This window comes from Arcobacter sp. F155 (assembly GCF_004116455.1).
Taxonomy (GTDB): Bacteria; Campylobacterota; Campylobacteria; order Campylobacterales; family Arcobacteraceae; genus Halarcobacter.
In genome coordinates this window covers 13573-28314 of the sequence record NZ_PDJU01000012.1, presented here as the reverse complement: position 1 = coordinate 28314, position 14742 = coordinate 13573, and the positions used below count along the sequence as shown (strand labels likewise).

General features: G+C 29.2%; 12 protein-coding genes. All 12 read right to left on the bottom strand.

What is annotated here, in order from left to right:
• Positions 1-45: 45 nt before the first annotated feature.
• The gene (locus CRV03_RS11975; RefSeq protein ID WP_129085385.1) at positions 46-1599 is read right to left on the bottom strand and encodes a 2-isopropylmalate synthase; all 1554 of its coding nucleotides are present in this window, start codon (positions 1597-1599) and stop codon (positions 46-48) included.
• 230 nt (positions 1600-1829) lie between these two features.
• Positions 1830-2417, bottom strand: coding sequence for a hypothetical protein (locus CRV03_RS11970; protein WP_129085384.1), 588 nt, complete (start codon positions 2415-2417; stop codon positions 1830-1832).
• Positions 2418-2484: 67 nt separating this feature from the next.
• Positions 2485-5058, bottom strand: coding sequence for a HAMP domain-containing sensor histidine kinase (locus CRV03_RS11965; protein ID WP_129085383.1), 2574 nt, complete (start codon positions 5056-5058; stop codon positions 2485-2487).
• 3 nt (positions 5059-5061) lie between these two features.
• Positions 5062-6894, bottom strand: coding sequence for a PAS domain S-box protein (locus tag CRV03_RS11960; RefSeq protein WP_129085382.1), 1833 nt, complete (start codon positions 6892-6894; stop codon positions 5062-5064).
• The gene (locus CRV03_RS11955; protein ID WP_129085381.1) at positions 6895-7899 is read right to left on the bottom strand and encodes a sensor histidine kinase; all 1005 of its coding nucleotides are present in this window, start codon (positions 7897-7899) and stop codon (positions 6895-6897) included.
• A gap of 140 nt (positions 7900-8039) precedes the next feature.
• The gene (gene ftsH / locus CRV03_RS11950) at positions 8040-10133 is read right to left on the bottom strand and encodes an ATP-dependent zinc metalloprotease FtsH (RefSeq protein WP_129085380.1); all 2094 of its coding nucleotides are present in this window, start codon (positions 10131-10133) and stop codon (positions 8040-8042) included.
• Positions 10134-10955: a 50S ribosomal protein L11 methyltransferase gene (locus tag CRV03_RS11945; RefSeq protein ID WP_129085379.1), complete on the bottom strand. Its 822-nt coding sequence runs from the start codon at positions 10953-10955 to the stop codon at positions 10134-10136.
• A gap of 46 nt (positions 10956-11001) precedes the next feature.
• On the bottom strand, positions 11002-11934 hold the full coding sequence (locus CRV03_RS11940; RefSeq protein ID WP_129085378.1) for a tRNA-dihydrouridine synthase: 933 nt from the start codon (positions 11932-11934) through the stop codon (positions 11002-11004).
• A 2-nt stretch (positions 11935-11936) separates the two neighbouring features.
• Entirely contained in the window at positions 11937-12953 is a 1017-nt protein-coding gene (locus CRV03_RS11935; protein ID WP_129085377.1) for a hypothetical protein, read from the bottom strand.
• A gap of 15 nt (positions 12954-12968) precedes the next feature.
• The gene (gene dksA / locus CRV03_RS11930) at positions 12969-13322 is read right to left on the bottom strand and encodes an RNA polymerase-binding protein DksA (RefSeq protein ID WP_129085376.1); all 354 of its coding nucleotides are present in this window, start codon (positions 13320-13322) and stop codon (positions 12969-12971) included.
• A 49-nt stretch (positions 13323-13371) separates the two neighbouring features.
• Positions 13372-13827: a 23S rRNA (pseudouridine(1915)-N(3))-methyltransferase RlmH gene (locus CRV03_RS11925; protein ID WP_129085375.1), complete on the bottom strand. Its 456-nt coding sequence runs from the start codon at positions 13825-13827 to the stop codon at positions 13372-13374.
• A gap of 42 nt (positions 13828-13869) precedes the next feature.
• Entirely contained in the window at positions 13870-14736 is an 867-nt protein-coding gene (accD, locus tag CRV03_RS11920) for an acetyl-CoA carboxylase, carboxyltransferase subunit beta (protein WP_129085374.1), read from the bottom strand.
• Between the last annotated feature and the right edge of the window lie 6 nt (positions 14737-14742).

The window sequence follows — 14742 nt, the reverse complement described above, 5'->3', positions numbered from 1 at the left end:
AAGAGTTAAGTTACAAGATAGCCCTTGGCTACCTTGTTTTAAGAATTATACTTGGTGAGTATTGTTTTTAGATAATCTTTGTTTTTGAGAAAGATAAGAGTTTAATGCACTTACATATGCATTTGCAGTTGCAAGCATTGTATCAACACTTAAACCATGTCCTACAAATGATGGTGAGTTTTCATCGAAAACTACTCTTGTAGTAACTTTTGCTAAAGCATCTTTACCTTCTGTTACAGAAGTTACATTATAGCTTTGTAACTCTCCATTGTACCCTGTAAGTCTATCTATTGTTTTAAAGATTGCGTCCATTGTTCCATTTCCAATATTTGCATCAGTTAATACCTCATCATTGTGTTTAATAGAAACTGCTGCTGTTGGAACACCATTTGAACAGTCAGAAATCTGTAATCCAACTAACTCAAAAGTTTTGTCTTGGTTTAATGACTCATCTGTAATTAACATTCTTACATCATCATCAGTAACATCTTTTTTCTTGTCAGCTAATACTTTGAATTTTTCAAATGCAGAGTTTAACTCTTCATCACTTACTTTATCAAATCCTAACTGGTTGATTTTATCTCTAAATGCTGCACGCCCTGAGTGTTTACCTAAGATTAATGTAGAGTCTTTAATAACACCTACATCTTCAGGTCTCATAATTTCATATGTCTCTTGGTGTTTTAATACACCATCTTGGTGAATACCACTTTCATGAGCAAAGGCATTTTTACCAACAATTGATTTGTTTTGTTGTGGTTCAACACCTGTAATAGTTGCAACTAATCTTGATGTAGCATAGATTTCAGGAGTATTAATTCCTGTATATAAATCACCAAATGCATCTTTTCTAGTTTTAATAGCCATTACAGCTTCTTCTAACGCTGAGTTTCCTGCTCTTTCACCTAAACCATTGATTGTAACTTCAATTTGTCTAGCACCATTTTGTACTGCTGCTAAAGTATTTGCTGTTGCTAATCCTAAGTCATTGTGGTTATGAACTGAGATTCTTGCTCTATCACCTGCAAAATCAGATAACTCTTTAACCATCGCACCTAACTCTGTTGGTAATCTATATCCAACTGTATCTGGTAAGTTAATAGTTGAAGCACCAGCAGCAATAACTGCATCCATAACTTCTTTCATAAATGGAATTTCTGATCTTCCTGCATCTTCTAATGAAAACTCAACATCATCAACAAATGTTTTTGCATACTCTACTGCATGAACTGCTCTTTTAATAACTTCTTCTTCACTCATTTTTAACTTATATTTCATGTGAATTGGTGAAGTAGCAATAAATGTGTGAATTCTATGTAAAGGAGCTCTTTGTACTGCTAAACCAGCTTGTTTAATATCGTTTTCAACTGCTCTACTTAAAGAACAGATTGAAGAGTTAACAACTTGCTCTGCAATTCTAGAAACTGCATCAAAATCCCCTGGGCTTGCTGCAGCAAAACCTGCTTCAATTACATCTACACCTAACTTTTCTAACTGTAATGCAACTTTGATTTTCTCTTCTGTGTTCATTGAACAACCAGGAGATTGTTCTCCATCTCTTAATGTAGTATCAAAAACTATAATTTTATTCTTATCCATAGTGTGTAACCTTTAAAAATGTACAATATTATATCTTTTTTTATTTAAAAAAGAAAAACTAAAACGTGGGATTATTATTTTGTAATATGTTATATATTAGAGGAAGTTTTTAAGAAGCAGAAGAGTGTTAACACTTTTTATGAAATGGTTTTTATAAAAATCAAATATTTTCATTTACTCTCCTTTAAAATTATGGTTATTATAATCTTTTATTATTTTTTTGTCAAGGGCTATTTTGCCCTTGCTATAACTGTTTTACCAGCTTCTACTTTTTTATCAAGAGATATTAACAGTTCTTTTGACTGGTCAATTTCTACTACTACTTGTCCATGTAAAAACACTCCTAACTTATCACCCATAAGTGCTTCAGTTGAGTTAAGAGTAATATCTGTTCCATATAAAGAAGAAGTTAATTCTACTTTCATATCTGAGTAAGTTAAAGTAGCCTTTTCATTAAGTTTTTTTGCTTTTAAAGAGTCAAGAAGTGTATGTAGACCCTTTTTATGTTCAACTACAAAGTTACCATTTTTAGGCGCTCTTAAAATATGATTATCACATAAAGAAACATCAATATAAACTAAAGTTTTTGTAGCAGTTTTATCTATAGATGAAATTCTACCAGAAACAGGTGATAAGATATCTGAGATATCATAATCTTTTTGTAGCTTTTTATTTCTATAAATATATGCAAAACCAATAGTTAATACAAAAAAGATAAATGTAAAAAACTCACAATCTAAAACTAAAAATATAAAAAAGGCTATAAATAAATATAATACTTTTGTTTGCCCTTCTTTTGCTATAAAACTATTTAACATCTTTTTTCCCTAAAATTTTAATATGATATTATCATCTTATATTTTAATAATTACTTTGTATATAAGACTAGGCTTTTTTAAACTCAATTCTAAATGTTGTTCCCTCTTTAGAACTCTCTTTTAAATAAAGTTTTCCTTCCATATTCTTTTCAATAATAGTCTTAGTCATATAAAGGCCAATTCCTGTTCCTTTACCCTCTTCTTTTGTAGTAAAATATGGTTCAAAAATCTTAGCTTGATTTTTCTGTTTTATTCCTTCTGCATTATCTGTGATTTCAATCACGATTAAAGAGTTTTCTTCAAAGAAAGCTATTTTTATAAAACTATCTTTAATACTATTTTCTATTAAAGCATCTTTTGCATTGTTAACAATATTTAAAAGTGCTTGAGAAAGTTCATTTTCATAACCATAAATATTTATTCTATAGTCTGGGAAATCTTTTATTATATTAATATCACTACTACTAAAACTTGCTTCTACTAAAGTAATAACCTTTTGAATACTTTTTTCTAAAGAGAACTCAACTTTAATTTTATTGGGTTTAAAAAAGTCTCTAAAATCATCTATTGTTTTAGACATATTATTTGTTAGCATAGTTGCTTTATTTACTGATTTTTCTATATTCTCTTCATTTAAATTCCCACCATAAAAAGAGAATTTTATATTTTGAATTACTAAAGAAAGCGCATTTAAAGGTTGTCTCCATTGATGAGCAATATTTGAAATCATCTCTCCCATTGCAGCATTTTTTGATTGTTGAATTAAAAGCTCTTCTTGTTTTCTTTGTTTTAGAACCTCTTGTTCTACTCTTTTTCCTAAATTAGCATTTAAGATTTTCTCTTTTTGAATTTGCTCTTGAATTTTTGATGCCATATTATTAAAGGATTTTTCAAGTTTTCCTATTTCATCATTTGTTGTAATTTCAATTCTATAGTCTAACTCATTTTTTGCAAACTTATTTGTTCCAATAAGAAGTCTCTCTATTTTTTTACTAATATATGAAGATAACCATAAAGCAATCAGGATAACGATTAAAACCATAATTATAGTAACTATTGAAAGTTCATTTATTAACATCAAAATAAATTTATGTATTTCAAAACCATTTTGATTTACAACCTCTTTCATACTCTCTTTTTGCTGATTTAAGATTTTAGTTACACTCTTTTTAGTTTCATTAGCAGCAGCATGGAACTCATCAACATTTGCACCAATGGTTACAAAACCAAAACCTCTTTTTGAGTTAGCATATTGCCCTGTATAATAAGGAATAGTTGCTGCTGTTGTTAGTTTCCAAACATTACTCCAATAAATAATAAATGAACCATAACCACCATTTTTAGTTACTTCCATCCAACCATGACACTGTGGAGCAAAGTTTAAATATCTACAATCAAGTCCTAAGTTTCCATCCTTTAATACTTGCTCTAAATTTGGTTTTTTATCTAATGACTGCTCATGAAAAGTAGGATAGTTTTCTAAAAACTCATTTATTTTTAAACCAGAATCTTTATATTTTAAAGCTAAACTTTGACTTATCCAAGGCATAGCTTCTTCACCTGTATTTTTATCATATCCAGAGATAAAGTAATCTCTTACATGAGAAATATTTTTTCCTTTGTTATCCCACATAAATGCATAGTTCCCTGAAGCTGCATCAATAATATCTTTATTTAAATTTTTACCTGCAGGATTAATAGTATCGGTAAACTGCATAATATGCTTATGGTCTAAAGCTAAAGATACAAAGCCTACTTTTCTATTATTTTTAAATACTGGAGTAACAAATCTGATAATTCCCTCAAATTTTTTACCTACAGGATTTTCTTTTCCAGCATAAGCAGAATTTTTAGGGTCAAACTCTAAATTTAATCTATCTGTTTTAACTTTTGTATATTCACCAATAACTTTAGAACCAATATATTCTCCAATTACATTAGAGACATAAATTTCATCTTTTTTTAGCTTCTTAACCTTATCAAAATAGTCTTCTGCTTTGATATAGGTGTTTCTCTTTTTTGAAATATCCTTTAAAGTTTCATCAATAGAAGAGATTTTGTAAAGCTCTTTCCCCTTTAAATTGAAGTAAGTTATCTCTTTATATAAAGGTATTTTCTTTTTTATTAACTTTTGTGGTTCTGTAAAATTAAACTCTCTTTTGTTTTCATCTAAGATTGTTCTTGTTGTATCTATTTTTTCTTCTATAGGAGTATTTTTTAGTACCCACTTATTTGTATTTTCATCATAGATATAATCTTTATGTAGAATAATATCTTTCTCTTTTGAGTTATAAAACTTATTTAAAAGTTTTTGATTTATATCCATTTTAGATAAAAAAAGTAAATCTTCATCCCTTTGATATAAAAACTGAGCTACATTATTTGCTATTTGGTGGGATAGCCTTTCTAAAGATAGTTGTGATTTTTTATCTAAATATTTAATACTATCATCAATTGATAACTTTGCAGTTTGATTGATAATGTTCTCACTCTCTTTAAAAAGATAATCTGTACTATTTTTTATATACTTATCAATTTGCATTACACCAGTATAAGCTAAATATGAAATCAACAATAAAGGTATTATCTTTATAAATACAAAGATAAGTATTAGCTTGATTTTAATACTTAAATTTTTCATTGTTTAACTCTCAAAATCATCCTTGTATTTATCCCTAACCTTTAAAAACTCATCCAAGTTATCAAAGAATATTTTTATTAAATTTGGGTCAAAGTGTTTCCCACTTTGCTCTTTAAAGAAGTCTAATATTTTTTCTAAAGACCAAGCTTTTTTATAAACTCTATCACTTCCTAAAGCATCAAATACATCTGCTATTGCTGTTATTCTTCCATAGATGTGAATATTTTCACCCTTTAAGCCTTGAGGATAACCAGACCCATCCCATTTTTCATGGTGAGTATAGGATACAACTGCTGCTGCTTTTAAAATAGGTCTTGTTGAATTTTTTAAGATTTCATAACCTATTTCAGCATGGGTTTTCATAATCTCCCATTCATTTTCATCTAGTTTTCCAGGTTTATTTAATATCTCATCAGGAATCCCTACTTTTCCAATATCATGCATTGGTGAAGCAGTAAACAAGCAACTCTCTTCTTCTTTTGATAAACCATATTTACGTGCAAGTATCTTTGAATAGTTTGCCACTCTTTTTACATGATTTCCAGTCTCTTTACTTCTAGTTTCCCCTACCTCTCCAAGTCTATAGATAAGCTCTCGTTGAGTATCTTCTAACTCTTTATGAAGATTCTCTATATCTGTAATATCATGTCTTACGCCCATGTATTCATAAACCTCTCCATTTCTGTCTAAAAGAGGATATGAAATAGCTTTACAATAGAAGATTGAGCCATCTTTCTTTTGATTGATAATTTTCTTTTTTAAAACTTTTTTCTCTGCCATTGATTCAAACATAGAGTTAATATCTTTTTCATACTCTTCTTCTGAAATACTTTTATCTCTTAAAATAGAGTATGGTTTACCTATTAATTCATCTTTAGAGTATCCACTTACTTCACAAAAAACTTCATTTACAAAAGTTATATTTCTATCTAAATCAATTCGAATAATCATATTAGATTTATCTACAATATCTTTGTATGTTTTTGCTACTCTTATAGAGTCTTTTAAATTTGTAGTGAATTTTTCATTTCTATTTTTAAAATACTCTTTTGACATCTCTAACTCAGTAATATCATTTCTTAAAGCAATAAACTCTTCAATCTGTCCATCAACATTTAAAATTGGTTTGATAATAGTATCTACAATATAATAATCACCATTTTTCTTCTTATTTTTTATTTTTCCTTGCCAAACTTTTTTATCTAAAATTGTATTCCACATCTCTTCAAAAATTTCACTTGGAGTATCTTCATGACGAATTATATTATGAGACCTTCCTAAAAGCTCTTCAATCTTATAACCTGATATCTCTTCAAAAGGTTTATTTACATAGGTAATTATTCCATTTACATCAGTTTTTGAAACAATTGATCTTTCATCAACAATACTTTTGTACTGCTCAAAAGTATTTAATATCTTTTTATTCTCTTTTTCTAAAAGAATATTTTTAGCACTCTCAATCATTATCTCTATTAAATAATTTAAATCAAGGGGTTTAGTTAAATAGTTACCAAGATTTAGTTTAATTGCTTCCATTAAGTATTCTGTGTCATTAAATGCTGTTGTGATAATAATCTTTGCATCTTTATCTATCTCTCTAATTGCATAACTCATCTCCAAGCCATTCATTTTAGGCATTTGAATATCAGTTATGATTAAATCAATTTGATTGTTTTTAAAGGTTTCTAAGCCTTCTTCTCCATTGGAAGCAATAAATAGTTTTTTTACTTTTCCTGATAAAAAAAACTCTAACTCTTCTTGGATAAACTTATCATCTTCTACATAAAGTACATTTAACTCATTTAAAAAACTTAACTCTTTTTTCATCTGAAGCATTTATTTCTCCTTAGAAATAGGAACTGAAATAGTGAACTTAACTCCACCATCAATATCTTTAGCACTTAAGTTCCCATTCATGCTCTTTTCTATTATCATCTTTGACATATATAAACCAATACCCGTACCATTCTCTTTTGTTGAAAAATATGGGTCAAAAATTTTTGGGAAAATCTCTTTTGGAATACCACCTGCATTATCTTTTAATATTAAGTCAATGCTATTTTCATCTTTAATTAACTCTATTTTTATCAATGGATTTTCAATATCTTTTTCAATAAAACTATCTTTTGAATTAGTCAAAATATTTACAATTACCTGAGAATATTCATTTTCATAACCATATGCAATATTTTCATTATCATGGGCTTTAAAATCAATTTTTATATTTAAATTATTAAATGAAGCATCTATAATTCTCAATGCCTTTTTAACAGTTTCATTTATATCAAAACTATGTTTGATTTTTTCAGGCTTAAAAAAGTTTCTAAAATCATCAATTGTTTGTGACATGTTTAAAGTTAAAAAAGTGATTTTCTTTACACTTCTTTCCATTTGTTCATCGGTTAACTGTTTATTTTTATACAAGAAATCTAAGTTTTGAACATTTAAACTAACTGCATTTAAAGGTTGTCTCCATTGATGAGCAATATTTGATATCATTTCACCTAAAGCTGCAGACCGTGATTGTTGTATTAATAATGCCTCATTTGTTTTTCTTTTAGCTAACTCTTCTTGAACTCTTTGTTCTAATTTTTCATTTAATTGTTTTAACTCTTTATTTAAATGATATGCTTCTTTTATTCTTAATAGTGCATATACTATTAAAAAAGGAGAAAGTATTAATAGCAATAAAAATACTTCATCTAATTCATACTCTTCATGGGACTTTAAATAAGATATAAGTGCTTCAAAGCCATCATAACTTCCAAGAATAAGCCAAAGGATTAATCCTAAAATAAGGACTATCACTAAGTCACGAGTTGTATTTAGTTTATCAATCATATGCTAACCCAATTTAGTAATTGTTAATAATACCATATTAAATGTAACATATTTATTTACAGTTTAAAAGATATAATTATTTTAATATAAAAAAGTAAGGAAAACCTTACTTTTTCTTTAGCATATATTTTAGGGGGATTTTATTTAGTATCGTCTTTAGTAGAACTATTTTCATCAGTTAAAGATGTAGTATCTTCTTCAACTGTATTAGTTTCTTCAGTAGTGTTTTCTTTAGTTTCAGTATTCTCTTTTTCTGAAGATTCTTCATCTTCATCTTCATTTAAAGCTTCAGTATGTAAATCTTCATCTTCAAAAACAACTCCACCGTTTTCTTTGATAATCTCTCTTACTCTTTCACCAGAGATAACTTCAATATCAAGTAATTCAGCTGTCATTTGCTCAATTGCTTCTTTATGGTCTCTTAACTCTTGTAATACTGCTTCATATCTTTCATTTAATACAGTCTTAACATGGTCATCAAGATTTTTTGCCATCTCATCTGAGAAGTCTTTTTGAGTTTGTCCACCTAAGAATTGGTTTTGTCTTTTTTCTAAAACCATAAGACCTGCAACATCACTCATTCCATAAATAGATGCCATTGACTTAATAATATCAGTAGCTCTTTCAAGGTCATTTCCAGCACCTGTTGAAATCTCACCAATAAATACTTCCTCAGCTGCTCTACCACCAAGTAGTGTATCAACTTCAGCTATTAGCTCATGTTTTTGCATTAAGTATTTGTTCTCTTCTGGAGTATTAAGTGTATATCCTAAAGCTGCTAAACCTCTTGGTACAATTGATACTTTATTTACTTTTTTAGCACCTTTTGTAATCTCTGCAATTAATGCGTGACCTGATTCATGGTAAGCAACAATCTTTCTCTCTTTTGGAGAAATTCTTCTTGATTTCTTTTCAAGTCCTGCAATTTGTCTTTCAACTGCTTCTTTGAAATCACTTGGGTCAACTTGATCTTTTTTAGCTCGACCTGCTAAAAGTGCTGCTTCATTAATGATATTTGCTAAGTCTGCACCAGCAAGACCTGCTGTCATTTTAGCTACTTCTTTTAAGTCAACATTTTTACCTAATTTTACATCTTTAATATGAACTTTAAGAATTTCAATTCTTCCTTCATAGTCAGGCTTATCAACTAAAACTTGTCTATCAAATCTTCCTGGTCTTAATAATGCTGGGTCAAGAACCTCTGGTCTATTTGTAGCTGCTAATACAATAACAGGAGCAGCTTCAGTTGAGAAACCATCCATTTCAGCAAGAAGTTGATTTAGAGTTTGTTCTCTCTCATCATTTCCACCCATTGGTCCACCAGATGCTCTACTTTTACCAATTGCATCAATCTCATCAATAAAGATAATTGCAGGAGCTGCTTTTTTAGCTTGCTCAAAAAGGTCTCTAACTCTTGAAGCACCAACACCAACAAACATTTCAATAAATGCAGAACCAGAAACAGATAAGAATTCAACATCTGCTTCACCAGCAACTGCTTTTGCTAATAATGTTTTACCAGTACCTGGAGGTCCTACTAATAGAACACCCTTTGGAATTTGAGCTCCAAGTTTTACATATCTTTCAGGGTCAGATAAGAAGTCTACAACTTCTTGTACTTCTTCTTTTGCCTCTTTATTTCCAGCCATATCTTCAAATTTAACATTTGGCTTTTCAGAATTAATCATTTTCTTAGAGCTTCCGATTCCTAGAATTCCTCCAGAACCTCCACCCATAGATTTAGACATTCTTCTTGCTAGGAACATCCAAATTGCAAAGAAAATAAAGATTGGTAAAACCCATCCAAATAGTACATCTGCTAATAAATTCTCTTCATTGATACCACCATAAGAGATACCTTTTTCTTCTAATGAAGGAATTAAAGTATTATCTGGAACTACTCTTCTTACTGTATAAGTAGTAACTTGTCCATTTGCTGGTTTACTTACTGCTTTAATTTGAGTATTTCCAATTCCTACATATTGGATACTTCCAGTAGAAATTAATTTCTTAAGTTCTGAGTATGCAATAGTTTGCTTTTTAGCTTGTCCATAAGCAGCAATATTTTGATTTGCTACAGTACCCATTTGAGAGTTACCCTCAGGGAATAATGTTTTAAATACAAAAATAGTAACTATTGAGAAAACAACAAATACTAATAATGGATTATTATTAAAAAAGTTATTGTTATTATTGTTGTTATCTTGGCCATTTTTATCTGGTCGATTCTTCATTTAAATTAACTCCTGTTTTTTAAATATTACTGTTATCCACTCATTTTTATGAATAAGCTCTAACTGCTCTAAGTCTTTAAATTTTCTAAGTACCTTATCTTTATGTTTATCTAAAATACCTGATATAACTAGTATACCATCATCTTTTAAGCATTTTTTTAAATCATTATGAATAAATACTAATACGTCTGCAACGATATTTGCAATTACCATGTCATATTTTTTATCTTTAACATTGTTTGCAGAACCTACCCATGAATTATTAAAAGTAGTACTATTAAGTTCAAAGTTTGATGCAGTATCTTTAATACAAACTTCATCTGTATCACAAATATCTACTTTACAACCCAACTTAGAAGCTCCAATTGCTAAAATACCACTTCCTGTTCCCACATCAATTACTTCATAATCTTCTTTTGCATAAGAACTAATTGCTTCAAGGCAAGAAGATGTTGTTTCATGGTGACCTGAACCAAAAGATAAAGCAGGGTCAATGATAATATCTATTTTATCATCTCTTTTTTCTTCCCAAGAAGGTCTTACAAAAAATTTCCCTACTTCAACTGATTTTACAGACTCTTGATACTGTTTTATCCAGTCTTCATTCTCTTTTTTTGTTAAGGTCATTTTACAGTTGATATTAACTGCTTGAGAGAATTTTTCAATTCCCTCTTTTATATCTTCTAAATCATCTTCACTTCTAGCAATAATTTTTCCATCAAACTCTTCTATTGCTTCGTTAGTTAATGCTGCAACTAGGTCAAGGAAAACTTCATAATTTTCTTCTGGCTCAACTATTAACTCATAATAATAATCTGTCAATTTGTTCCTTAAAATTTAAATAGTAGCTATTCTAACTAAATAGCTTTTAAAAAAAGTTTTCTATCATATCTCGCATGACTTTTTCATCATTTATACGATTAATTATATCTCTAAACTCTGCTGCACCTTGATAACCTTTAGAGTATGAATGAAGCAGTTTTCTAAACATAACTGCTCCATGAATACCATGAAAATCAATTACTGCATCAAAGTGCTCTAAGATAATTTCTCTTTTTTTATCTGCACTAATATCTTCAATTCCATGCTTTAGTTGATAGAATACCCATGGTTTACCAATTGCACCACGTCCAATCATTACACCATCTGCATTAGTATACTTTAATACCTCTTGAGCTTTCGTGTAGTCTTTTATATCTCCATTTGCAATAACGGGAATTGATACAGCTTCTTTCATAGCTTTAATTGCATCATAATCAACAGGAGCTTTATATTTTCCTGCTCTTGTTCTACCATGAACAGATACAAAGTCAACACCACAAGCTTCAACTGCTTTTCCAATCTCTACTGGAATTTTTGTATCAACCCCTAGTCTTACTTTTGCACTAGTATATTGTTTTTTAGAGTATTTTTTTACTGTACCTAAAATCTCTTCTAGTTTTTTCAAATCACCTAGAAGGTTAGAACCTGAACCATGATTAAATACTTTAGGAGCAGGACAACCACAGTTTAAATCAATACCATCAATTCCTTCTATATCATTTAAGATTTCAACGGCATCTCTTACTAGTTCTGGTTTATTTCCAGCTATTTGAACAATATATGGATCTTCTTGTGGAGATTTTTCAATCATTTTTCTTGTTTTTTCTGATTTATAAACAAGGGCATTTGAAGAAATCATTTCAGAAATAGTTACGTCTGCACCAAATTTTTTAACAACAGATCTAAAAGGTAAGTCTGTATATCCTGCTAGTGGTGCCAGCACAATAAGTGGCTGGCTAAAGTCAATTTTTTTTGTCATTATTAGTTTATGTTAGTTATGTCTTCTAAAGAGTAGTGTTTACCCGCATCTTTTAAATCTAGTACAGCTCTAATAGCTTTATGTTCATCATCATTGTATCCTGATAATAAATCTTTTAGCTTCTCAATCATTTCAAGCTCTAATAGAATATAAAAATATGCACCAGCGGCTGCTTCATTATCATTTGATAATGTTTCAAAAAGGTCTAATAGTTTGTCTGGATTTAATGCATCTTTGTATAATTTTGCAAGAGTTAAAAACTCTTGTTCTGTATAATCTAAACTTTTAGTAATCTTTTGTATTTCTTCTTTAGATAATCCAAATTCTGAATTATCAATATCTTTTAAAAATAGTTTTAAAGCCATGTCTTTTGTAAGTTTTACATTTGAGTAAACCTTTTTAACAGTAGTCATGCTTTTGTTTTCTAATACTGTATAAAATGCTGCTTTTACAACTTCTTCTGCAAAATTATCTTGTTTTTTTAATACATCAACAGCATAATCAATTTGTTCATTGATTTTATTAATTAAATTCTTTTTAGCTAAGGCTGAATCAGGATTAAGTTTTAAACTCTTATCAGCAATATGCTTACCTGATTCAATATCTTTTATTGAAGCTACAATAGTATTTAACTCTTCATTTGAAGAAGTAAATGTACCTTCTTTTACAGAGATATCTAACTGTTTTAAAATTGAAGCAAGGTTTTTATAGCCTTGAGTTTTAAATCTTCTTTTATCTTCTTTTTGAAGTAATAAAGACTTGATTGTTTCTACAATTGATTCTTCATCTTTGATAAAACCTCTTGTTTTGAAGAAGTTTAATGAACCATAAAATACTAAATGTAGAACTGTAAAAAAGAATAATGCTGCAACTGGAATTATTATCCATAAAACAGTTGGTAACTGCATAGTATAATCTAAAACTGTAATTTCGTAACTACCACTTTCTACACTATAAACATAAAGTGCTACAGCAATTATTAATAAAAGGGAAAACCCTATATATTTTTTAAGTCCCACATAAAATCCTTTTTATTATTGTTCTTTTTCGTGAATCTCTCTACAAGGAGTACAATACTTTGCAAATGGTTTTGCTCTAAGTCTTCCAATAGCAATAGACTCATCACACATTTCACAAGTACCATAAGTACCTTTTTCAATTCTTTTTAATGCGTCTTCAATCTCATTTAACTCTTTAATTTGTTGGTTAGCGATAATCCCTTCCTTAAAACTATCACTTGAAACCTCTGCATAATCATACTCATCATTACACTCAGAGTTTTTTAAAGAATCGATACTATCTCTACTACCTTGAATGTTTTGAGTGATTAAATCTCTTCTTTCGACAAGAATATTTTTCAACTCTTCAATCTGTTTTGCATTAGCCATATTATACCTTATTTAAAAAATTTTGCAATTATACTGAAAATATTATAAATTATTTATGATATGGATGATTGTTCTTTATAGCAAGGCCTCGGAAGATTTGTTCTAATAAAACTACAGTTACAACTTTATGTGCCATAGTTAAATCACTAAGACTAATTACACTTTGACATTTATTTAAAAAGTCCCTTTCAAAGCCGTATGCTCCGCCTATGAAAAAGTTAACTTCACTATCATTTGAAATCATTTTTGAGAATTTAAAGCTATCAACTTTTTTTCCAAGAACATCAAGTGCTATACAATGTCCATTTAGATATTTTTCAAAAGCTTGTGTATAAGATTTTTGTGCTTCATTTTGAGATATATTTTGAGCTTTTGCAATATTTTTATCGAAGATATGATGAACTTCAACCTTTGCATACTTTGAACACATTTTAATAAACTCTTTATTTAATTTATCAAAATCATCACTACTAGGTTTTACTATTGCATATATATTTATTTTCATGAGAGATAAAATAGAAATCCCAAAAGGGATTCTATTAAAAAATTAGCTAACTTGGCTATCTTTGTAGAACATTGTTAAAAGATCAGATAGAGTTTTCTTCATATCACTTCTATTAACAACCATATCAATTGAACCTTTTTCTAATAAGAATTCAGCTCTTTGGAAACCTTCTGGTAAATCTGCACCAATAGTTTGTTTAATAACTCTTTGTCCAGCAAATCCAACTAATGCACCTGGTTCTGCCATAATAATATCACCTAAGAAAGCAAATGAAGCAGAAACACCACCCATAGTTGGATCAGTTAAAACTGAGATATAAGGAAGTTTTGCTTGGTCCATTTTCTTTAGTGCTGCAGATGTTTTTGCCATTTGCATTAAAGAGAAAGTTGATTCTTGCATTCTAGCTCCACCTGAAGCAGAAACAATAATTAAACCTTGGTGTTTTTCCATAGCTCTATTTACAGCTCTAACAATTTTTTCACCTTCAACAGAACCTAAAGAACCACCCATAAATGCAAAGTCAAATACAACTACTTGTACTGGTAAACCATTGATTGTACACTCACCACTAATAACAGCAGAAGTTCTACCTGTTTTCTTTTCAGCTTCGTCAACTCTTTTTTTATAAGATTTTTTATCAACAAATTTTAAAGGATCTATAGGTTTTAAATCAGCATCATACTCAACAAAAGAGTCACTATCTGCTAAAATCTCTATTCTTCTTTTAGCTCCAATTCTCATGTGAAAATTACATTTTGGGCATATATTGTTTTGATTTTCAACCTCTTTAAAGAACATTAAAGATGAACACTCTGGACATTTAATCCAGTGTGTTGGTGCATCTTTTTTAGTTGCTTGTTGTTCTTTATTATCAAATGAAATTTTACTAAATAAGTTTTTTAAATCCATTATAAA